Source organism: Dyadobacter ginsengisoli DSM 21015 (genome assembly GCF_059568735.1).
The window spans coordinates 609641-632364 of record NZ_JCANTY010000004.1 but is presented as its reverse complement, the minus strand read 5'-3'; the positions used below and the strand labels follow the sequence as shown (position 1 = coordinate 632364).

Sequence of the window (22724 nt, the reverse complement as noted above, 5' to 3'; positions counted from 1 at the left end):
TAATGATCGGTGCAAAGATAGGACTACCTCTTCAAATGCCGCCAACCCGGGACCGCTTCCAGGAAACTTTCAATCACCAGTCATTTACATTGACCATGTCATACAATCGCAGGGAATTTCTTCGACAGCTCGGAACAGGTGTTTTGCAATTAGGCGTAATCAGCGCCATTCCGGCCTCAGCCTGGGCATCATCCATCGGTTACGGGCAATTGCCACGCAGTTCGCCGGAGTCGCAGGGGATGTCGGCCAAAGGTATCCTGGATTTTGCCAATGCAGTCGAGAACGATCGGCTTAATCTGCATAGTTTGATGATTCTCAGGCAGGGGAAAGTGGTCGCAGAAGGTTGGTGGGCTCCGTATGCCGCCGATTTGAAACACACCTTGTATTCTCTGAGCAAAAGCTTCACTTCCACGGCAATTGGCCTGGCGGTTGCGGAAGGCAGGCTCAAAGTCGACGATAAAGTGATTTCGTTTTTCCCGGCAGAGAAACCGGCTTCTATAAGTCCCAACCTCGCGGCCATGCGGGTGAAGGATTTGCTGAGCATGGCTACTGGTCATGACAAGGATACAACCGGAAAACTACGGGAATCCGGGAGCGACAATTGGGTGAAATCCTTTCTGGCACAGCCGGTTGAACATGAACCGGGGACATTCTTTGTGTATAATAGCGGCGCCACCTACATGCTTTCGGCCATTATCCAGAAACTGACCGGGCAGACTTTGCTGGAATATCTTAAGCCAAGACTTTTTGAGCCACTGGCCATCGATGACGTCGATTGGGAGGTGGACCCGAAGGGAATCAACACCGGTGGCTGGGGTTTACGCGTAAAAACCGAGGATATTGCGAAGTTCGGCCAGCTTTATTTGCAAAAAGGGGAATACAATGGGAGACGAATACTTCCCGCAGCCTGGGTCGAAGAGGCCACGCGCTCTCACATTATGTCGAAGGGTAGTAACCGCAAGCCGGAAGATGACGACTGGCAACAAGGCTATGGCTATCAGTTCTGGCGGTGCCGGAACGGTGCATATCGTGGTGACGGCGCTTTCGGGCAATATTGTATCGTAATGCCCAGGGAGGACATGGTGGTGGCCATTACCAGCGAAACAGGAGATATGCAGGCGATCCTGAACCATGTCTGGAACCACATCTTACCGACAGTCAAGGCGGCCGGTGTGCCGGCAGATAAAGAAGTGCCTGTCCAAATGCAGAAAAAACTGACCGCTCTTGCGTTGCCGCTCACGCCCGGGAAGCCCGCCTCCGAACTTGCGGCGAAAATGAATGGCAAGCGTTTTATGATTGCTGACAATGATTTGAAAATCAATAAAATTTCATTTGAGTTTGATAAAGGCTGGTGTCTGTTCAGAATTGCGGACGATAAAGGGGAGCACTTGGTGGTGAATGGCCTGGGCAACTGGAAGATTGGCCTGACGGACTTGTCCACAATGCCACTCAAACTGGTTTTAACGCCTGTACCAGGCGAGAAGAAAACGAAGATTGCCGGTAACGGTGCCTGGATCGACGACAGCACCTTTGAAATGACCTGGCGGTTCATCGAGACCGCGCATTACGAAACGGTACGATGTAAATTCGAAGGGGATCAGTTGCAGGTTGAGTTTAAACGAAGCCTTGCGATTATCGGCAATACGAAAGACCCACGACCGGTTTTGAATGGCAAGGCAATTGCATGATAAGATTGGTTTCAGCCATTACTGTTGTAATATTTCAGGCCAGGCGTAATCGAAATATTATTTCAGTAACTGGTCTCGCATTTTTGAAACATTTTGTCCTTAGACTATGACCTTTTATACAATTAATTAGTCCGTAGCATCATTTGGCTTTTTGGGAATAAGGTTAATTAATTGGTTGTGGTATTATTGCTCATTCACAAATCAATTTAATTAACGTTATGAAAAAAGTTAACTGTATTTTTTGTGATTTTTCTGGTTGTTATATCCTGCCGGCAGCCGGAAAATGTAAATTTCGCTAATAGTTCGGCCTCTCCAAATGAAATAAGGCAGGATCATGCATTGCTAATATCAAACAAACTCGGTGCGCTGTTTTCGAATAGTAATAATAGTAAGGCCTCAAATACTAATGCAAGAACGGGTAGTAAAGAAGAGAATGTAAAAAGAATAAAAACATTCAGTGATACGCAGCGAAATGCGTTATACCATGTAATTACATATTATGATGGCGGATTCGTAATTGTATCCGCCGAAGAAAGGGCCTGACCAGTTTTAGCGTTTTCCGATACAAATGATTTTCCTGTTGACCATGACTTACCTGCGGGAGTGAAAGAGCTTATGAATAGCTACGCGGAATCGATACAACGGTTGCGGTCTACAAATGCAGCACCCGATCCGGGTATCAGCGCCGAATGGGAAAGATTACAAAATACAGCTGCGATAAAACAGCTGGTTGAACGCAGGAAAGATGCAGGAGGAAGGGTCTTGGATCAACCTGGCGATCCCGGGTGCGAGGACTCCCAAATCTATGTAACGTTGAATACTGCGACATGGGGCCAGGGAACACAGTGGAATGCCAATATGCCACAGCAATTGCAGTATAGCTGTTCGGGAATGCCCAATGGTCGAATGTATACTGGCTGCGTGGCAACCGCAATGGCGGAAGTGATGAACTACTACAAGCACCCGAATAACTTTCAGTGGGGTAATATGGGGCCATTCTCACCCGAAACCGCTTTTCTAATGCGCTCCGCTGCCAATAGCGTAAATATGATGTACGACTGTACAGGATCATACGCTTATCTGTCTTCTGTGCCTTCGGCTTTGAAGAGTACATTTGGTGATTCGCCCTCCGTGACCTGGTTAAATACATTTAATGCCAATACGGTTGAAAGTGAAATAGTCAATTTTGGCAGGCCTGTGATTTAGGGTGGTGTATATGGCGGTTTTGGTAGACATGCGTGGGTTTGCGACGGCTATTATCAATGCATATCATGCACTTCTTCAAATGCGCGTTTATTTTATATGAATTGGGGATATGGTAGTGAGTACAATGCATTTTACGTTCCAACGGAAGCTGATCCCTACAAAGTTGGGAATTACTTTACAAATCTCGCAATGGTAGCAGGTATTAAAAAAAACTTAATAAATCGCCATGAAAAACATGATCATTTATTTTGGAACAGTTGCCTTTATCCTGCTAGCTTTAAGTTGTAAGGATGAAAAAGATGAGGCAATGGACGAGCAGATTGCCGGTATTCATGTGTCTTCGCTGGTTGCGATAGGCGTGAAGAATGAAGCTGGAACTGATTTGTTAGACCCAAACCTTCCCGGTTCTACGGGGATTTTAAAGTATATTGTATAAGAAACGGTGTCAAAAAACTCTATTATGATCCATGGATGAGTGCACCTTTGGGGTATGTAATTGAAAAATACCCTATCAGATCATGGTATCACCTCAAACTTTTTCTTGACATGCCAAGATTAGATTCCAATGCAGGTGATTGGATAACTACTTTTCTTGAATTTGAAGATGGCAGTACCGACACCATTACGGCGCAATATACCCTTGGCCGAGGAATAATTACTATCGACAGGGCATCCTATAACGGGGTGCCATTCTTCGACAGGTTTCAAGACAATGGAAACGTACCGACATATGAAGTTGTAAAGTGATAAGGCTTTTTTTGATAAAACTTAACACAGCCGGGACGCACAATCCCGGCTATTTTTTATATCATTAGCATTCAAATCTTAACAAAAAACCACTTTATGAAAAAGAACATTTTTCTGGCACTTTTAATGACTGTGATAGCATTCGGAGCGAATGCACAAAAATTCCGCGGGCTCGACAAAAGCCCACGTGATATAGCGTATTTCCCCGACCATTTTGCCCATGACCGCAAAGACGGAGAAAAAGCGCTGGTCAAAGTTTCATACAGCCGTCCGTATCTGCAAGGCCGCGAAATTTTCGGTAAAAAGGAGCCATATGGCAAAGTGTGGCGGCTTGGTGCCGATGAATCTACGGAGATCAAATTTTACCAGGATGCGACTTTTGGCGGGAAAAAAGTAAAGGCAGGTACCTATTCGATGTTTGCGATTCCGACCGAGAAGGAGTGGACCATCATCCTTAGTTCGGACCTGGATTATTGGGGTGCTTACAAATACAAGGAAGGCAACGACGTTTTGCGTGTTACTGCGCCCGTGAAGAAGGCCGAAGCTCCCATCGAAAACTTCTCGATCGTATTCGAAAAATCATCCGACAAAGCAGCTAAGATGTACCTGGGTTGGGAGACAACCGTCGTGGAGGTTCCGGTAACTTTCTGACGATAGCAGTCCGGGAATGGCATGGTTCTTTCCGGCATCGATTTCCTTACCAATGCATCGACAAACATGGCGGATATCAATGATCAGATAGAACAATTCTTTTCCGACTACGAAAAAAGATTTGCCCGGGGACTGGCCGGAAATGCAGTGGCGGAGGAGACTGTCCGGGCGTTTGCCGACTTTTTCGTAGAAGCAAGTCCGGTGGGCGTATCAGGGGGAAAAAACGACCAGGACTTTCTGGGAGCTGTCCCCAAGGGGTACGACTTCTATCGCTCAATCGGGATCACCAGAATGGAGATCAGGCAGCTGGATATCACCGAGCTCAATGAACTGCATTATATGGTGGAGGTATATTGGGAGTCTTTCTATGAAAAAGACGGCCATAGCGACTCGATTGAATTTAGCGTGATCTATTTCCTGCAAAATCTGAACGGAGTGCTTAAAGTTTTTGCGTACATCACGGGAGATGAGCAGGCCGTTCTGAAAGAGCGGGGGCTGGTGTAATCGAGGGTAGAAATAATTGGCATTATTATTGTGAAAGCTGGTATCAGGGTTGAAAGTCCTGAACCAGCTTTTTGCATGAACACCCGATCAAAAATGAAGAATCAACTCTTATCAATAACGTTTGCGCTGGTGATCGGCTTCCTGACGGGCTGTGGCGGCGGCAATAAAGAAAAGGAGCAAGCTGGGCGCAGTGGGGCGGACTCTGTTGTTACAGTGACCGACAGCCTGGTCCTCCCTGCTCCCTTTACGACGGAATCTGTCGAAAACAGGCCGCAGGAAGTGGGTTGGCCGGAGGGTAAGATGCCGGTGGCCCCGGAAGGTTTTGTAGTAACGAAGTTTGCCGACAAGCTCGACAGTCCCCGCTGGACATACATTGCGCCGAATGGCGACATATTCGTGGCCGAATCGGGTACCCGCAAGAGCGCGGACAGGATCACAGTGCTGCGCGATGTAAACAAGGACGGGACACCTGAAATGCGGGAGATTTTTATGGAAAAGCTCAACAAGCCGCTTGGAATGCTTGTCATGAGAAATTATTTCTACGTAGCCAATACCAATGGGCTTTACCGGTATCCTTATAAGGCAGGTGAAACAAAAATTACTTCCAAAGGTGAAAAAATCGTGGACTTGCCGGCGGGCGGTTACAACAACCATTGGACACGAAATCTGCTGGCCAATGCGGGCGGCAGCAAAATATACATTTCAGTGGGTTCGGCCAGTAACGTCGCCGACCATGGTATCAATGAGGAAAAGCGACGGGCCAATATCCTCGAAGTGAACCCGGATGGGACGGGAGAGCGCATTTTTGCGAGCGGCTTGCGTAATCCGGTAGGAATGGATTGGGCTCCGGGGACTAATGTGCTGTGGACAGCCGTGAATGAAAGAGACAAACTGGGTGATGACCTGGTGCCCGATTACATCACAAGTGTGCAGGAAGGCGGTTTCTATGGATGGCCTTATGCCTATTTCGGGCAAAATGAGGATCCTCGCCGGAAAGGAGAACGTCCCGACCTCGTTGCGAAGACCATTGTACCCGACGTGCCGGTAGGATCGCATACCGCGTCGCTGGGACTTGCTTTCTATAACAAAACTCAATTTCCTGCGAAGTACCGGAACGGAGCTTTTGTAGGGCAGCACGGCTCCTGGAACAGGTCGACACTTTCCGGTTATAAAGTTGTTTTCGTGCCATTTAAAAATGGAAAGCCATCCGGTAAACCAGAGGATTTCCTGACAGGTTTTGTAGAGAGTGAGAAAAAGGTATACGGCCGCCCGGTAGATGTGACGGTCATGGACGATGGCTCACTACTGGTCAATGACGATTCGGGAAATACAATCTGGCGTGTGACTGCGAAGTGAACATTGTGACCAATGGATATAAGATAATGGCCTGGAATGAAAACGAGGCTGTTTTGCCTGATATAAACGACAAGGACTCAAAATTTAATAAGATTTATTTGTAAATATATACTGATTGGTATATATTTGTCACGTGATTTAAAACTCATTTAAATAGCCGGTTCGACGCCGGTTAAAATTTTATCAAATAAAATACCGATTGGTATAAAATAACCTGAAAAGCAATGAAAACGACTGGAAATACAATCTTAATTACCGGTGGAAGTGCCGGTATTGGTTTTGAAATGGCCAAAGCATTCTCTGAAAAAGGAAATCACGTTATCATCACCGGACGGAACGAGGAGCGTTTACAGAAAGCTGCAAGTCAGCTGACTAACGTTACGCCCATTGTTTTCGACGTCGTGAACAAAGAAGATACCGAAAAGCTGGTAACCCGCCTCGAAAACGAGTTTCCCGAACTGAATGTAGTGATCAACAATGCGGGTAAGGCATCGTATTACTATCTGAATGGGGAGGCGGACGCTGCGTCACTGGCAGAAGAGGAGATCGTCACGAACTACCTCTCGATCATCCGCCTGAACCAGAAACTTACCCCATTGCTTCTGAAAGCGGACGAGGCAGCTATTGTAACTGTTTCGAGTATCGCCGGCCTGGTGCCGAATCACAGTCTGCCGACATATGCAGCGAGCAAAGCCGCTTTGCATTCCTACACCCAGTCACTCCGGATCACACTGGGTAAATCTACCAGCATCAAGGTTTTCGAAATATTGCCGCCACTAGTCAATACAGACTTCTCAGCCGAAATAGGCGGAGAAAACGGCATACCGCCGAAACAGGTAGCCGATGAACTGGTCCACGCATTTGAAAACGATGTATACGAGGTGTTGGTAGGCCGTACAGCCGATGTGTTCAAGCTTTTCCTGAGCTCACCGGCGGCCGCATTGCAGGCTATGAATCCTGGTACGCAGCTGGAAACGGCATAACGTGAGAAAGAGAAATGAGACAGAAAATCGCTTTCGCCATGATCATGGGAATTGTCACAACGGGGATAATTTCCTTCACTTTGATTTCCGTAAATATTGGATTTGTTGCCAATTTTTTGGTGATTTGGCTCAAATCTTGGAGCATGGCTTACCTGATGGTCATACCGGTAATTTTGCTGGTTGGCCCGAAAATTCAGAAACTGGTCGATGCCATGTTCAAAGATGCAGTGACTCAGGGGTTTGACTAGATACCCCCGACGTCTTCGATCAAATAATCAAATTGTATGAAAAGAGTAGTAGTGACTGGTCTGGGGGTTATATCCCCGCTAGGGAATTCTGTGGAAGAGTTCTGGCAGAATATTGTCAATGGTAAAAGCGGTGCTGCTACCATTACGAAGATGGATGTATCCAAATTCAAGACGCAATTCGGATGCGAAGTGCGAAACTTCAATCCGGAAGACTACATAGAAAAGAAGGAGATCAAAAAGTATGACCTGCACACGCAATACGCGATTGCGGCTTCCGATACTGCGATTAAGGATGCAGGGCTGGATTTTGCAAATATAGATGTAAAGGACCGTTACGACATGGGCGTGATCTGGGCGACCGGTAATGGTGGGATGGGAACATTCGAAGACCAGCTTCTCGAATTCCATGCTTCCGGCGGAATACCTCGTTTTAACCCGTATTTTATTCCGAAAATGATCGTCGATATCGCGGCTGGCGTTATTTCGATCCGTCATAAACTGCACGGGCCCAACTATTGCACGGTATCGGCCTGTGCTTCTTCCAACACGGCGGTTATCAGTGCATTCGACACGATCCGGATGGGCAAGGCTAAAGTGATGGTGGCGGGAGGCTCCGAAGCAGCGATCATTTATTCAGCGTTAGGTGGTTTCAGCGCTGCACAGGCGCTTTCGAAGAGAAATGATGCACCGGAAAAAGCTTCAAGACCGTTCGACAAAGACCGAGACGGCTTCGTAATGGGCGAAGGTGCCGCGGCATTGATTCTCGAAGACCTGGAATATGCCAAAGCAAGAGGAGCAAAAATATACGCCGAGATTGTCGGTGGGGGTATGGCAGCAGATGCCTATCACCTGACAGGCACTCCCCCGGACGGAATGGGTGCTGCATTGGGTATGACCAAAGCTTTGAATGAAGCAGGCATTACGCCTGAGCAGGTGGAGTATGTGAATGCCCACGCGACATCCACAGGATTGGGTGATATGAGTGAGCTGAATGGTATCAAAACTGTTTTTGGGGATCACCCGGTCGCGATCAGCGCAACCAAGTCCATGACAGGCCACCTCCTGGGTGCGGCGGGCGCTATCGAAAGCATTGTTTGTGCGCTGGCGGTGCAAAAAGACATCATCCCGGGCACGATCAATACCGAAAACCTGGACGAACATGTTCCGGAAGGAATGAATATCATCCTGGGTAAATCGGTGAACCAGACCGTAAACTATGCGGTGAACAATACCTTCGGCTTCGGAGGACATACCGCGACTTCCATCTTCAAAAAATATACGGAGTAAGGCCCTGCCTTATTCCGTGATTTCCGAAAGGACTTCTACGACCCCGTTTTCATCGTTGCTTTTGGCGATGAAACGGGCTATTTTTTTGATGTCCGGGTGCGCATTGGCCATTGCGTACGAGTAATGCGCCTTTTGCAGCATTTCAAGGTCGTTCAGGTAGTCCCCGAAAACCATCGTCTGTTCGGGTGTGATGTTGAACTTCTCCTGTAACACCTCCATCGCACGCCCTTTGTTGGCTTTTTTATGCGAAATATCCAGCCAGATCGGCCCCGAAACTTTCACTTGCAGGCTTTCCTCGTATTTTTTGTAATGCGGGTAGCTGTTCACTTCGGAACCGGCGAGATCGCATAGCGTGAATTTCAGGAACTGGTCGTCGCGAATTTCGAGCAGGTCTTCCACTACTTCGTACCGCTCGAAATACAGTTTGAGATGATTGATGAATTCAGGCTCGTCGTTTTCCACATAAGCCTTTTTCTTCCCGCAAATGATGGGATAAGTATTTTTGACTTTCCTGGCAATCACTATCAGCTCTCTTGTAACCTCAGGATCAATGGCCTGGATATGGATTTCCTCGTCCTTGAAAACGACATAACTGCCATTCTCGGCAGCAAAAATAACTTCATCCTTTACCGCATCAAGGGTTTTGGCAAGGTTGAAATACTGACGTCCACTGGCTGCGACAAAAATGATCCCCTCGTCTTTTAGTTTTCGGAAAACCGGGAAAAATGATTCGTGGATTTCGTGTTTGGAATTCAAAAGCGTACCGTCCATATCGGTAGCTATCAGCCGGATATCAGAAAATGTCATACTAGATTAAATATTGCCTTACTAATCAAGCCAAATAAGGTAGGTAAGGTTCCGGGTATACTGCTTTCCGCTATTAATTTTGAACATTGCGAAACCTTCCGGAGAACTGCCAGGGCTTTTTCGCTGTTTCCCAGAAGTCCACCACAACATCACGCGGCTTTCTGATGAAATTTTCCAAGTACTACCTCACTGCTTTCATATCTTTTGTTATCTGGGGCTTTTTTAGCCTGGCCTTGAAACCATTAAAGGCTTATCCGTCCCTGGATATCCTCTTTTACCGCGTTTTTATGTGCGCGGCGATCATGGCTGTGGTCAGTGTTTTTGTAAGAAGGAAAGTTTTGAAAGAAAGTGTCGGTGTCTTCAAAGCAATGTCACCGCAGCGTCAAACGCAGGTGACCCTGCTGACACTGGCCGGCGGCGTGTTGCTGACCGCCAACTGGTTTTTCTTTATTTATGTGATGAACCATATCAGTGTTAAAGCCGCGTCTTTCGCATATCTCGTCTGCCCGATCATGACGACGGTCATCGCGTTCTTTGTTTTGGACGAAAAGCTTAGCAAATGGCAATGGACCGCTGTGCTCCTGAGTGTCGTAAGCTGCCTGTTGTTGTCCTTCAATAACATCGCGGACATTCTGTACAGTCTGATCGTCGCGGCGTCCTATGCATTTTATCTGGTTAGCCAGCGTAAGAACACCGGGATCGACAAGTTCCTCGTACTGACGATCCAGATCATATTCTCGGCATTGCTGCTACTGCCGTTCTATCCTTCATACAGCGAGGCATTGCCAACGGAAGTTTCTTTTTATGTGCTGATTAGCCTGATCGCGGTGGTTTTTACGATCATTCCGCTGTTCATGAATCTGTACGCATTACAAGGCGTGACTTCTTCCACAATGGGTATTTTGTTGTATATCAATCCATTGATGAATTTTGCAATCGCGCTATTCTACTTTCATGAGCCGATCAACAGTATTCAGATCATCGCTTATTCGTTGATCCTCGTTTCTATTGTCGTTTTCAACGAGCGTTTCATTTTTGGAAGGCGGCGGGCTGCTGTGGCGTAACCTTACGATAAGCGGCCGAGTGAATGAATCCGCCGAAATGGTAGCTTTCGGTATCCATCAGGTAGCCCGATGCATTGAACAATGCCTTCATATCGGGCAGGTGGCTCGCTTCTACGTCGCTGACGGTTTTGAAAAATACATACATCGCACGCAGCAATGCTTTCTGCCAGTAACCGTGCAAACCTTTTTCTATGTGAAAATCCGTGAATAGCCAATGGCCGCCAGGTTTGAGAAATGCATCGAGCTTCCGAAAAACAGTCTCCGCGCGTTTGGAATTGAAGTTGTCAAACAGAAAAGGGGTTACTACAAAATCATAGGGGGATCCGGCATGAAATTCCTCAATGGCTGAATGGATGAATGTCACGTGGTTGTTCCCGGAGTTCCTGCTGCGGGCGCGATCAATCATTTTGGATGAGATTTCTACATAGTCGATGCTTAACCCGGATGGATGCGCATGCGCTATTTCTTCCAGAATCCAACCCGTCCCACCTCCCGCAATGAGTACGCTGGCGGGTGAATCGATCACCGGTATCAGCGACTGTTGTGCACGTACGATCGCTTTCCCGAAGACAAGCCTGCTCAGTTTATCATAGCTGCCCGCAATGCGGTCGTAATTGTTCAGCATATCCGGGTTATTAATGCAATGCCACAGGATGTTTTACAAAAAAGCTGCCGATGATGCCACAGACGGCTTTTACCAATAGCAGCCCGTCGATAACGATCAGGTAGTAGAGGATCTGTTTCGGTTTATGCAATGCAAAAGCGACCGCAAGCAGGCAAACGAACGGCGTCAGGTTGAACAGGATCGTTACCAGCCCGAACCCGCGGTAAATGGCGAATGCCAGAACCGAAACCACCCCGATCAGGAGCAGCGGTACAAGCACGTAATAAATGGTGTTGCGTAGTCCGATCCGAACGGCAAAGGTTTTCAGTTCGATGTTGGCATCGTCCTCATAATCCTTCATATCGAACATAATCGCATTGACGGTGCAGAACATCCAGTTTTTAATTAATAGCCAGAACATCAGCAGCGGCTCGGCCACAGTAATGCTCTTTTCGACGCGCAGGGCGGTAAGCGGGAAGAGGTTGACGGAACCGGCCCATACAAATCCGATCACAAATGCTTTGAGCCAGCCCGTCCGGCGCAGATTGAGTGAAATAAGCGATTCGGGCAGGAGGCCATAGTATAGAATGGCCGCCATCGGTACAGTGGCCAGTATCAGCCAGTAATATACCGGAAGATGTAGCATCCCTTCGAAATGAAGGATCAGGTAAACAATACCCATGGTTACGCAGCCAAGCAGCAGTACAACCTGGCTGATGCGAACAAAGCGATAATGCTGCCTGTACCACTCGGTACGCGGGTTTGCGGAGACGCTGGGCGGCACGGGGCCGGAATATGCCTTGGTATAATAAAAAACAACAGCACAGAATATCAGCAGATAATACAGTGGCGAGTTCAAAGGCAGGCTAAGCTGAAAAGCGGTTTCGAGCGAAAGGGCAACCGCCAGGAGTCCCACGAAATAGTTGGCAAAAAAAACGAATTCGACGACCTTTTTCTTCATATCGGTCTGTAAACCAGCACCTGCTGACAATCAAATGCGGGAATGATACAATTAAAATATCAATTTAGAATTTTTAAAGACGTATTGGAAAGCCTCATCGCTATTTCCTACATTAGAAAACGGATATATTCTTAAACCACCAATTACATGAAAAAAATCTATTCGATTTTCATTCTTTGCCTCGTACTACCGGGAATAGCTGCAAAAGGGCAAAGTAAAGACCCCGTTGTGGAAGGTATTGTCAAGGAAGCGACGGAAAACTCACAGCTCGAAAAGTTGGCACACGAATTGATGGATGTGATCGGTCCGAGGCTGGTGGGGTCGCCGCAAATGCAGCAGGCGCACGATTGGGCTGTTGCGAAGTACAAGGGCTGGAATATTACAGCAAGGAATGAGAAATGGGGCGAATGGAGGGGATGGGAACGCGGCGTTTCGCACATTGACATGGTTGCGCCCCGGGTGAAGTCGCTGGAAGGGATGCAACTGGCCTGGAGCCCGGGGACGGGCGGGAAGACGGTCACAGCAGAGGTAGTGATTCTGCCGGATGTGGCGGATTCTGTTGCATTCCAGAAGTGGCTGCCCACTGCCAAAGGTAAGTTCGTCATGATCAGCATGAACCAGCCCACTGGCCGGCCCGATTATAACTGGCAGGAATTTGCAACCAAGGAGTCGTTCGAGAAAATGAAGAAAGATCGTGATGCCCAGACGGAAGCATGGAACGGCAGGTTGAAAAAGGTCGGCTATTCAACCCGTACCCTACCGCCGGCACTGGAAAAGGCCGGAGCTGCGGGTGTGGTGATGTGCTATTGGTCGAAAGGGTTCGGAGCGAATAAGATTTTTGGCGCGTACACGAAAACTGTGCCCACCGTCGACATTTCTGTGGAGGATTACGGGTTGCTGTACCGGCTGGCGGAATCGGGACATACGCCTAAGATCAGCGTTCGGGCCGATGCGAAGGAAACCGGTGTAAGCCCGACATTCAACACCATTGGCGAAATCAAAGGAACTGAGAAGCCCAACGAGTATGTGATCCTTTCAGCACATTTTGACTCTTGGGATGGAGGAAGCGGCGCTACCGACAACGGTACAGGCACACTCGTTATGATGGAAGCGATGCGTATACTCAAAAAAGTTTACCCTAACCCGAAACGGACAATCCTGGTTGGGCATTGGGGTAGCGAGGAGCAGGGCCTGAATGGTTCCCGTGCTTTCGTGGAAGACCATCCTGAGATCGTGCAGAATATCCAGGCAGTTTTTAATCAGGACAATGGAACGGGAAGGGTGGTTAACCTTTCGGGACAGGGTTTCCTGAATGCGTATGAATACCTGACCCGCTGGTTGTCCAAGGTTCCGGAGCCGATCAGGATGCCGATCGAGACCAAATTCCCCGGTGCGCCCGGGGCAGGCGGTTCTGATTTTGCCTCGTTCGTGGCGGCGGGTGCGCCTGCTTTCTCGCTGAGTTCGCTTAACTGGTCGTATGGTACCTATACCTGGCATACCAACCGTGATACTTATGACAAGATCGTTTTTGACGACGTACGGGGCAATGCTATTCTGGCTGCAGTCCTGGCCTACCAGGCCAGCGAAGATCCTGCGAGAACTTCCCGCGACAAAAGTATCCTTCCGTTGGATGCAAAAGGAGTACCGGCGACCTGGCCCGAACCACGCAAGCCTACCCGTCGGGGCGGCTTGGATTAGCAACACATTGACCCATTATTGAAAGCAAAGGCATATATTGTCTTTGCTTTTTTAGTATTCAGTCCATATACCCATGCAAATACAGATCATTCAGGAACCCAACGAAGACATATTGATCATCCGATCGTTTGAACAGGGATCGGAGCCGGAGCATCAGAAAATGTTCAAAGCCGAAAAAGGAGAGGCCTGGTGGTATTCTTCGAAAGAATTGTGGCTGGGACTCGGGAAAGATCCCAAATTGCCCGCAGTCATAAAGATCTTCCGGTCATTGTTTTTCAAGCGAAAGGATCGCTGGCCGGCGGAAATCGTACTGGATGTACGGGGGCGCGATAATGCGTGGGTTATCAATGCGGTAAATGGTATTATGTTAGGCGGATATGACCTCCAACTCTATAAAACAGAACCGAAGCCGTTTAGTGATTTTTTCAAAAGCGGAACGCTCTTCATGCTGTCCGATCCCGGTGCCGACCTGGAAGAAGCCGTCCATAATGCGCAGGCAACTGCCACCGTCCAAATGCGGATCATGGACCTGATGAATGCGCCGTCGAGCCACAAAACGCCGGAAACCCTGGCCGAATGGGCGAGAGAGTCAGCCGATCAATATGGATTTCGGGTGCAGGTGCTGGAAAAAAAGGACCTGGAAGAGCAGGGAATGCAAGCATTGCTGGCGGTAAGCAGGGGGAGTGCCGTTCCGCCCGTGATGATCGTCTCCGAATACCTGCCCGAAAGTTATGAAAAAACTGTGGCGTTGGTAGGGAAGGGCGTCACCTTCGATACGGGAGGAATCTCCATCAAACCTTCCGCTAATATGCATCTCATGAAGAGCGACATGGGCGGCGCGGCGGCGGTTTTGGGCACCATTGAACTGGCGGCGCAAATGAAGTTACCTGTCCGGATCATAGGGGTTATTCCCGCTACCGAAAATGGCGTGGATGGTGCTGCCGTGAAACCCGGGGATGTCATAGGTTCCTACTCCGGCAAAACCATTGAAGTGATTGATACCGATGCGGAAGGCAGACTGATCCTGGCGGACGGGCTGCATTATGCGACTAAACATTATCAACCGGATGTGCTGATCGACCTCGCCACATTGACCGGCAGTGTCATTCAGACCCTGGGTTACGAGGCAGCCGGGCTATTCACTCCGAACGACGAACTCGCCCGTGCGCTTACAGAGGCGGGAGAAGCCACCGGCGAACGGCTCTGGCGGCTCCCCGTCTGGGAAGAATATGCCGAGGAGGTTAGTTCCGATATTGCAGATGTGAAGAATTACCATGGAAAGCCGTTGGCCGGGGCAATCGTCGCAGCTAAATTTCTCGAAGTATTTACGCAAAAGCATCCGGCCTGGGCGCATCTCGACATTGCGGGGATGGCTTTCGGCGATACAGAATTTGCTCCGGGAAGGGCAGGGACAGCCTATGGGATCCGTTTACTGATCGCCTATCTTTCAAAATTGGGGATGTAAAAGTAAAAGATGCGGCAATACCGTGTGTAACGGAAATTTAACCCGGCCTTTTCTTGCCAAAATGGTTCTTTTTGCTAGATTTGAGATTATAAGCTTTGGCGATAACCTCCCGGGATAAATAACGCTGGCGTCCACCAAATCACATTTTATGACCCATACTCTGACTTTTCTCTGCATTTCTACCTACTTCAAGGGTAACGACTTTCTGAGAGCCTGCAAAGCCGCTGGCAACAAGGTTTTTATGATTACCGCGAAGAAACTGGAACACAAGCCCTGGGCCCGAGAGGCCGTGGATGAATTTTTTTATGTGGAGGAGGATGAGGATGGTGTCTATAATATGCATGAGATCATCACCGGCCTCGCCTACGTAATGCGTACGAGGCCTATCGACCGCGTGGTAGCGCTCGATGATTTCGATGTGGAAAAGGCCGCACATATTCGCGAGTACTTCCGGATTCCGGGTATGGGACAAACGACGGGCCGATACTTCCGCGACAAACTGGCAATGCGTACCAAAGCGGTAGAATCGGGGATCCTGGTACCCGGGTTTTCAGCGCTGTTCAATGATGATCAGATCAACCGTTTCATAGAAAAATATCCGGGACCATGGATGATTAAACCCAGATCCGAAGCGTCGGCCACGGGAATCCAAAAGCTGCATACGACGGAAGAATTATGGAACACGATCCACGAACTGGGCGACAAACGCCATGCCTACCTGGTGGAGCAATACAAACCCGGGGATGTTTACCACGTCGACTCGATTTCCTATAATGGCATTGTGATTTTTTCCTGGAACAGCAAATACCTGGCACCTCCTTTTGACGTGGCGCACGGGGGTGGTATTTTCAGGTCTGTTACTGTTCCCTTCGACTCTTCGGAGGAACATGCATTGCAAACGCTGGCGGTTGATTTGCTGAAAGCCTTCGGCTTAAAACACAGTGCCTCACATACCGAAGTAATCAGATGCCACGACGATGGCAAATATTACTTTCTTGAAACCTCCTCCCGCGTAGGAGGAGCCAATCTCTCCGAAATGGTGGAAGCTTCGTCGGGGATTAACCTCTGGAAGGAATGGGCTAAAATGGAAACTGCCGAGGCAAAAGGCGACAATTACAAGTTGCCATCTGTCCGGAAAGAGTATTCCGGCATTGTCATTTCACTGGCACGCCAGGAATGGCCCGATCTGTCGGTTTTCAATGATCCGGAAATTGTTTGGCGCATGGAGGAGCCGCATCACGTCGGATTGGTCGTACGTTCCAAATCCCGCGACAAAGTGGTGGAGCTCATGGACAAGTATGCGGCAATCATCCAGAAGAAGTACCACGCATCTGCGCCGGTTCCCAAGAAACCGGCGCATTGAGGCCTATGTGTGCGGGACATTTCCGGATTTTTGGGCGGGAGTGACCACATTGTGGGCGAGGTAATTTCCCAGACTTTCGAATTGTGCTTTCCAATATTCCTCAAACAGGTTGATCCATTGCCGGACTTCATTGAAGCCAGCCGGATTTAACACGCAATATCTTTCCCGGCCTTTTTCTTCGATGTTAATAAATCCTGCATTTGCAGGATTTTGATGTGTTTGGAAACCGCAGGTCTGCTGATATCAAAATTATCGGCAATCGCATTGATGGAGCGTTTCTCCTTCGCGACCATCATCAATATTTCCCTTCTGCCCGGATCTGCCAGGGCCTGGAAGTAATCGACAGTTCCGGTGCTCATGCGAGGTGTGTTTCAAAAGCTTTTTTAAGCTTTTTGTTGACAATCTTTCTCCATCCCATTTCCATAATAAAGCTGGTGAGGATGTTTTTGGGGCCGGCAAACCCGGTGTGCTCCAAACGCAATTCTGTTCCTTCGTCTTTGGGTTCGATTTCCAGAATTTTATGGTACATAATGCCGTCCCAGCCCTGCGACGGACGAGGCGGCTGTTGTGTCTGGCATTCAAATCCGATTTAAAATCTTTCATAGGGCTCCATTTGGTCAGGATCTCGGGATTGGTAAGGCACTCCCGGATCACTTCGGGCGGATAGGGGTAAAATCATTTAAGTTTTGATATCTCTCTGCATGATGCATAACTTTTTTGTTACGCAATTGTTCTGAAAGAAATTTCTTGGAAGTTAACGGCTTGAATTACCGAAGGGATCAACGAGATGATCAAAGAGGGCAATCACATCAATTAAGCACCATAAAACCGGGCACAGCTATATAACAAAAAGGTTCGTGAATGTCATCACGAACCTTTCCTATCCTGATTGCGGATATTTTATAGTTTGAAGGCCTGCCTGCCCAGCAACACCCAGCTTCCTTTGGCTTTCTGGAACACCATCAGCACGCCCAGTTTTACTTGTGCGGGATCTTTTCCTTTGTTGTGGGTATCTCCGAAGAGCTTATGGCGGACCAGTGCGACATCGCCGGAAACCGAGATGGTCTGGTCGGTGAGATCTATTTTTGTGAATTTAGACTCTTCGCTCACCAGCGCGCGGATAAACTCTTTCTGATCTTCCAAAAGGCCGTTGGAATGCCCGTAGGAGAGCATTGGCGATGTCAGTTTTTTCAGTTCGGCTTCATTGGCGCTGATGATGGCCGTTTTCAGTTTTTCGACGGTGGCGGCGATAGCCTTCTCGTCAGCGCTTTGAGCGAATACAAATGCATTACCGATCAGGAAAAACGCAAGGATTAAAAGACTTTTTTTCATTGATTAAAAATTAGGATTTAGTTGTACTTGGTCAATCGGTATCCGGGCTCTCCACATCGGCTGCCTAGATATCAACCCGCTCCATTTTGGGTGAAAACAGGTGCATCACGCCCCATGCGAGCATGTATGCGCATCCGCAGAGGATGAAGATCAGATTGTAACCTCCTCCGATATTTCCGGCGGCCTTATAGTTATCGAGAATGATCCCTACCAAAAGAGGAAACAGGATTCCACCTACTGATCCGGCCATTCCTCCAATTCCGACGACCGAACTTACAGCCTTTTTAGGAAACATATCCGAGGCTGTTGTGAAAATATTTGCACTCCAGGCCTGGTGGGCGGCGGCCGCCAGACTGATCAGTACCACAGCCTGCCAGATATTAGTAGTGTATTGCGCTAACATTATGGGCATGACCAGGATCGCAAAAATGAGCATAGAGGTTTTTCTCGCCCTGAAAACCGCCCAGCCTTTCTTAATGAAATAACCCGACAAATAGCCTCCGCCGATGCTGCCGATCGTCGTGGCGGTGTATACGATCACCAGCTCGGGGCTTGGTTTGGAAAGATTCAGTTTGAAGGCTTCCGCAAAGTAGGAAGGGAGCCAATACAGAAAGAACCACCAGATGGGATCTGTGAGCATTTTTCCAAAGAAAAATGCCCAGGTCTGGCGTACCTTGAACAATTGAAGCCATTTGACCGGCGCCTCTTTGCTCGTATCCGGTTCATTGTCGCTATGAATGTGGTCGAATTCAGCCTGGTTTACCCGTGGCTGTTTTGATGGTATTTCATAATAACGCAACCAGAAGATCAGCCACACAAACCCCAGCGCGCCGGTGATCAGAAATGCTTCCTGCCAGCCATAGGAGCCCAGGATCCAGGGTACCATAATAGGCGCCACAACGGCGCCGATATTCGCGCCGGAGTTGAAGATCCCCGTGGCCAAAGCCCGTTCTTTCTTCGGAAACCATTCCGCGGTGGCTTTGATGGCTACCGGAAAGTTACCCGCCTCACCCAGGCCGAGAATAGCCCGCATGAGTGCAAAACTGAAAGTACCGGTAGCAACTGCGTGCAACATGGCCGCGATGCTCCATACGACGACGGAAATGACATAGCCGATCTTAGTTCCTATCCTATCGATAATAGCGCCGAAACCAACCAGTGAGATGGCGTAGGCGGCCTGAAATGCCATGACGATGTGACTGAAATCAGACTCGGACCAGCCAAAATCGGCTTCCAGGGTTGGTTTCAGCAGACCAAGGACCTGGCGGTCGAGGTAATTGATCGTCGTGGCGCAGAACAGCAGCGCTACCACCCGCCAGCGATAGCCTGTCATTTTATTTTCCATATAGAATTGATAAGTTGTAAATCAAGGTTTTAGGATTGCGGCAATGCATACACGGGTTTTTCCAAAAGCGATTTAAGTGTTTCCAAAGCGCCGTTTTGTACCAGTGCCCGGAGATAAGTGGTCACGGAGCTATGAAACGTACCGGTTTTATTTAAATCTCGTCCCCAGAGGCCCTGCTCTTTCAAAATTACCTGCACCATTTCCGGGATCGAAGTCATCTGCCATTTTTGATGAAAGTATGCGGCACGCGGATCCTGAATGAGATAGTGGTTTTCGTTTGCCTTTCCAAAGTAGTGGTCACCTTCTTTTCTCACCGGTTTCATATAGTAAATAAACACAGCGAGTCCAAACGTCATGTATTCAGGAAGATAGCCATTCTGTTTTTCGAAATTCAGGTAGGTAGGAATAACGCGCGAAAGTATCTTGGCCGAATAGTTCTGGTTGATATTCATCCATCTGTGCAGAATATGCGGATTTTTGAAACGTTCCACCACCTGCCTGCTGAATGCGAGTGCTACATCGGGATGCATTGAATAGGGGATGGCCGGGGCAATCTCATTTTCCATCAGACAAACCATGAATGCCGAGAAAAAAGGGTCGTTCATTGCTTCCACAACAGTTTTGAAGCCACACAAATGCGCGAGCCCGCCTCCCAGCGTATGTGCGCCGTTGAGCAAACGTAATTTCAGTTCACGATAAAGCTGAATGTCAGGTTCGATGATCAGCCCCGGATCGATTCCGTAGAAAGGAATTCTTTTGCGGATTTCTTCATCGCCTTCGATCGCCCAGAGATGGTAATGTTCGGTCGTGATCAATAGTTCGTCGCGGTAACCCAGTTCTTCTTCCAGTTCCTTTAACCGCGTGTCGTCGGGTTTGCCCGGTACGATACGGTCGACCAGCGAGTTGCAGAAAAAATTGCATTGTTCGATCCAGTCGATGAATGCTGCCTCCAACCCGTTCCGGTGTGCGAGTTCGAGGATAATCGCTTCAAGTTTCTTGCCATTATCGGCAATGAGCTCGGTTGGGATGATCACCACGCCGTAGTCGGGGTTACCACCAAATGCCACATACCGCGCATAGAGAAAAGCAAGCAGTTTGCCGGGGAATGAGACAGGCGGCCACTGGTAAATGTCGTCCTGGACGAGTTGGATACCGGTTTCGGTTGTATTGGATATGACGATACTTACGGCCGGGTTTTTGGCAAGGTCAAGTACGAGCGACCATTGCGTTTTTGCAGGCAAAACCCTGCTGATCGCAGCGGAAATGATGTTTTCCTCCTTAGCTTCACCGTCTTGGATCCCGCGGGAGCAAATGGTGTAAAGGTTGTTCTGCCGTTCAAAGGCTTTGATGTCGCCGTCATCGGTTGATTTGACGACCACGATGCGCCCGTTGAAGATGCCCTGGCGGTTGGCTTTGTCGATAAAATAGTCTGCTAGCCCGCGAAGGAATGCCCCGGTGCCGAATTGGAGCACTTTTTCGGGTAGCTGGAATACAGAGTCGTCAGGCACCGTGACGGTGGGGTGGTGCCTGAGCTGACGTAGATTTTCCCGGAAGAGATTGCTCATAGCATTGAGATTTACTTTTTTACAACCTGTTTCAACAACCAACCGGCGAGGTCTTTTCCGGCTTCGAAATTTTCGAAACTGGTGTCGATCCTGCGTCCGTCCACATATTCATTATAAAGCCATGGATCGCCCACAGCAAAAACGGTTCCTTTTCCATATTGGGAAATACCTAAAATGACGTCACCCTGATCGGTCAGGAAAGGTTTGGCCGGTGGTGTCAGACTGAGTGGTGAGAGCTCTTTGATATAGATCTTTTCAGCGGTTTTAAATATGGTCCTGCTTTCCACCGGGATCATGATCCTGCCTTGTTCGAATTGTGTGCCTTGCACCATGTTCCGGTTTTTGGCAGTGAATTGTATGCCAAATTTCCCTGCGAGCTGATTGAAATGCGGGATCTCGCAGTTGGCTGTATCGTTGGCCATGAGCACCAGTATCCCGCCTGCTTTTACCCATTTTTCGATGGCCGCAATGGATTTGGGGTCGATGAAGTGGGGATTAGCGGTTTCTTTTCTGGTATCCGGATCGACGATGATGTACACGTCGATGCCTTTCAGGCTGGACTCAGTCGGTGCTTCCGCTATCGAAATAGTACGTGCGCCCAGTTCGCGGAATGTGTTGCCCCAAAGCCAGAAGCCCGAATGCATACGGTCTTCCCAGGTATAGTGGAACTGCTCGGCGTCGCCATTTAAGTTTTTCCGGGTCTCATGGTTGAAATAGTAGTCGAGACCTACGGTTTTGTTTTTGCCTACCGTGTTTTCCGCTGCAATTTCTATTTCAATACTGGCGAAAATAAACGGGCCGATTCCTTTCAGATCATTCTTCCGGATCGGCTCGCTGAGATAGTAGGCATAGGTGCCATCACGGTAAGGAGTGCCGCCCAGGCCGCCTACGCTCACGGTTTTATTCAGACTGAGCAGCCCGTCCGGGTCTTTTTCAAGGAAATTTTGGAGAATGCCCCGGTAACCCTTTTTAGCCGTATCCAAAAAATGCGACGGAAGGTAGCCCAGGCGTGATCCCTTCGCTAATGCATATACGAACATGCAGGAAGCGGAGGCTTCGAGGTAGTTCCCTGTCCTGGTTCCCTGGTCGATGACCTGATACCAGGCACCGGATACAGGATCCTGGTATTTGGCCAATACTGGTGCAAGCCTTTGCAGGTAACCGATCAATTGCGGCCTGCCCGGATGTGATGGGGGTAAATAGTCAAGTACGTCCACCAATGCGATGGCATACCAGCCGATGGCTCTTGCCCAGAAGCTGGGAGACCTGCCGGTTTGCTTGTCGGCCCATGGCTGTTCCCTGCTTTCGTCGTAAGCGTGATAAACCAGACCTGTATTTTCGTCCACGGCATATTTCTCGATCAATGCGAACTGTTTGACAATGTCATCGAAATGGTCGGGATGATTGAAAATGAGGCTGTATTCGGCTGCGAACGGCTCACCCATGAACAGCCCGTCGAGCCACATCTGGTTGGGGTAGCGCTTTTTATGCCAATACCCACCCTCTTTGGTGCGAGGCTGTTGTTCCAGCTGTTTCCAGAGGAGATCAGCTGCTTTTTTGTACTTGTCTTTGTCAGGCAAAGACTGCTGATACAGCGTTAGCAATGCCCTGCCGGGAGGAATGTTGTCGATGTTGAACTCATCGGCCCGGTAAGTACGGATACTGCCGTCGGGACGTACGTATTGATCTATATCTTTTCGCAGGTAATCGAAATATTTACCCTCTCCGGTTCGGTACCACACTTTTTCGATAGCTTTAAGCATGAGCCCCTGCTCATAGTCCCATTTGGTCGCGGTGTTTTTGCCTACCAGAATGGAGTCTTTGTGACGGGCCATAAAGGAGTCGGCCAT

The 22724-nt window shown here is 48.8% G+C and carries 24 protein-coding genes; 15 read left to right on the top strand and 9 right to left on the bottom strand.

All coding sequences use genetic code 11. From position 1 onward, the window contains the following. The first annotated feature begins 35 nt into the window (after nt 1-35). The 11 genes from BP71_RS17750 to fabF all read left to right on the top strand — a co-directional run bounded on the left by BP71_RS17750 (nt 36) and on the right by fabF (nt 8670). On the top strand, nt 36-1688 hold the full coding sequence (locus BP71_RS17750; protein ID WP_496381568.1) for a serine hydrolase domain-containing protein: 1653 nt from the start codon (nt 36-38) through the stop codon (nt 1686-1688). Nucleotides 1689-1931: 243 nt separating this feature from the next. Then, nucleotides 1932-2231 (top strand): Spi family protease inhibitor, encoded by a 300-nt coding sequence (locus tag BP71_RS17745; protein ID WP_496381566.1) that lies wholly within the window; start codon nt 1932-1934, stop codon nt 2229-2231. Between the two features lie 60 nt (nt 2232-2291). Next, a complete protein-coding gene (locus BP71_RS17740) occupies nt 2292-2894 on the top strand; it encodes a C10 family peptidase (protein ID WP_496381564.1) in 603 nt (200 codons plus the stop codon). 226 nt (nt 2895-3120) lie between these two features. After that, a complete protein-coding gene (locus tag BP71_RS17735; protein WP_496381562.1) occupies nt 3121-3330 on the top strand; it encodes a hypothetical protein in 210 nt (69 codons plus the stop codon). A 110-nt stretch (nt 3331-3440) separates the two neighbouring features. Next, on the top strand, nt 3441-3641 hold the full coding sequence (locus tag BP71_RS17730) for a hypothetical protein (protein WP_496381560.1): 201 nt from the start codon (nt 3441-3443) through the stop codon (nt 3639-3641). 96 nt (nt 3642-3737) lie between these two features. Continuing rightward, nucleotides 3738-4292, top strand: coding sequence for a DUF2911 domain-containing protein (locus BP71_RS17725; RefSeq protein ID WP_496381558.1), 555 nt, complete (start codon nt 3738-3740; stop codon nt 4290-4292). Nucleotides 4293-4313: 21 nt separating this feature from the next. Next, nucleotides 4314-4796 (top strand): DUF6841 family protein, encoded by a 483-nt coding sequence (locus tag BP71_RS17720; RefSeq protein WP_496381556.1) that lies wholly within the window; start codon nt 4314-4316, stop codon nt 4794-4796. 93 nt (nt 4797-4889) lie between these two features. Further along, nucleotides 4890-6152 (top strand): PQQ-dependent sugar dehydrogenase, encoded by a 1263-nt coding sequence (locus tag BP71_RS17715; RefSeq protein WP_496381554.1) that lies wholly within the window; start codon nt 4890-4892, stop codon nt 6150-6152. Between the two features lie 224 nt (nt 6153-6376). After that, entirely contained in the window at nt 6377-7135 is a 759-nt protein-coding gene (locus tag BP71_RS17710) for an SDR family oxidoreductase (RefSeq protein ID WP_496381552.1), read from the top strand. Nucleotides 7136-7149: 14 nt separating this feature from the next. Beyond that, a complete protein-coding gene (locus BP71_RS17705) occupies nt 7150-7383 on the top strand; it encodes a DUF2798 domain-containing protein (protein ID WP_496381550.1) in 234 nt (77 codons plus the stop codon). Between the two features lie 36 nt (nt 7384-7419). Further along, nucleotides 7420-8670 carry a beta-ketoacyl-ACP synthase II gene (gene fabF, locus BP71_RS17700; protein WP_496381548.1) on the top strand — a complete coding sequence of 417 codons (1251 nt, stop codon included), beginning with the start codon at nt 7420-7422 and terminating at the stop codon, nt 8668-8670. A gap of 9 nt (nt 8671-8679) precedes the next feature. On the opposite strand, the gene BP71_RS17695 is transcribed toward fabF, so the two are convergent. Further along, nucleotides 8680-9477, bottom strand: a complete 798-nt coding sequence (locus tag BP71_RS17695) for an HAD family hydrolase (RefSeq protein ID WP_496381546.1) — start codon at nt 9475-9477, stop codon at nt 8680-8682. 164 nt (nt 9478-9641) lie between these two features. Here BP71_RS17695 and BP71_RS17690 point away from each other — a divergent pair, with 164 nt between their 5' ends. Then, nucleotides 9642-10541 carry an EamA family transporter gene (locus BP71_RS17690; protein WP_496381544.1) on the top strand — a complete coding sequence of 300 codons (900 nt, stop codon included), beginning with the start codon at nt 9642-9644 and terminating at the stop codon, nt 10539-10541. On the opposite strand, the gene BP71_RS17685 is transcribed toward BP71_RS17690, so the two are convergent. Further along, the gene (locus tag BP71_RS17685; RefSeq protein WP_496381542.1) at nt 10507-11166 is read right to left on the bottom strand and encodes a class I SAM-dependent methyltransferase; all 660 of its coding nucleotides are present in this window, start codon (nt 11164-11166) and stop codon (nt 10507-10509) included. The two genes, BP71_RS17690 and BP71_RS17685, sit on opposite strands and share 35 nt — an antisense overlap. Before the next feature lie 10 nt (nt 11167-11176). Further along, nucleotides 11177-12106, bottom strand: coding sequence for a UbiA family prenyltransferase (locus tag BP71_RS17680; RefSeq protein WP_496381540.1), 930 nt, complete (start codon nt 12104-12106; stop codon nt 11177-11179). A 147-nt stretch (nt 12107-12253) separates the two neighbouring features. Between BP71_RS17680 and BP71_RS17675 the strand changes: the two genes are divergently transcribed. The 3 genes from BP71_RS17675 (at nt 12254) to BP71_RS17665 (ending at nt 16632) form a co-directional block, all read left to right on the top strand. After that, nucleotides 12254-13804 carry a M20/M25/M40 family metallo-hydrolase gene (locus tag BP71_RS17675; protein ID WP_496381538.1) on the top strand — a complete coding sequence of 517 codons (1551 nt, stop codon included), beginning with the start codon at nt 12254-12256 and terminating at the stop codon, nt 13802-13804. Between the two features lie 73 nt (nt 13805-13877). After that, complete coding sequence (locus BP71_RS17670) at nt 13878-15269, top strand: leucyl aminopeptidase family protein (protein ID WP_496381536.1); 1392 nt, start codon at nt 13878-13880, stop codon at nt 15267-15269. Between the two features lie 148 nt (nt 15270-15417). Next, nucleotides 15418-16632, top strand: a complete 1215-nt coding sequence (locus BP71_RS17665) for an ATP-grasp domain-containing protein (RefSeq protein WP_496381534.1) — start codon at nt 15418-15420, stop codon at nt 16630-16632. 146 nt (nt 16633-16778) lie between these two features. On the opposite strand, the gene BP71_RS17660 is transcribed toward BP71_RS17665, so the two are convergent. The 6 genes from BP71_RS17660 to BP71_RS17635 form a co-directional block, all read right to left on the bottom strand. After that, the gene (locus BP71_RS17660) at nt 16779-16991 is read right to left on the bottom strand and encodes a metalloregulator ArsR/SmtB family transcription factor (protein ID WP_496381532.1); all 213 of its coding nucleotides are present in this window, start codon (nt 16989-16991) and stop codon (nt 16779-16781) included. Beyond that, nucleotides 16988-17161 (bottom strand): SRPBCC domain-containing protein, encoded by a 174-nt coding sequence (locus BP71_RS17655; RefSeq protein ID WP_496381530.1) that lies wholly within the window; start codon nt 17159-17161, stop codon nt 16988-16990. Before BP71_RS17655 ends, BP71_RS17660 begins: the two co-directional genes overlap by 4 nt. Before the next feature lie 371 nt (nt 17162-17532). Further along, nucleotides 17533-17964, bottom strand: coding sequence for a nuclear transport factor 2 family protein (locus BP71_RS17650; RefSeq protein ID WP_496381528.1), 432 nt, complete (start codon nt 17962-17964; stop codon nt 17533-17535). Between the two features lie 64 nt (nt 17965-18028). Next, nucleotides 18029-19309, bottom strand: coding sequence for an MFS transporter (locus BP71_RS17645; RefSeq protein ID WP_496381526.1), 1281 nt, complete (start codon nt 19307-19309; stop codon nt 18029-18031). A 29-nt stretch (nt 19310-19338) separates the two neighbouring features. Further along, the gene (locus tag BP71_RS17640) at nt 19339-20874 is read right to left on the bottom strand and encodes a tagaturonate reductase (RefSeq protein WP_496381524.1); all 1536 of its coding nucleotides are present in this window, start codon (nt 20872-20874) and stop codon (nt 19339-19341) included. 11 nt (nt 20875-20885) lie between these two features. Beyond that, nucleotides 20886-22724 carry a glycoside hydrolase family 88 protein gene (locus tag BP71_RS17635; RefSeq protein WP_496381522.1) on the bottom strand — a complete coding sequence of 613 codons (1839 nt, stop codon included), beginning with the start codon at nt 22722-22724 and terminating at the stop codon, nt 20886-20888.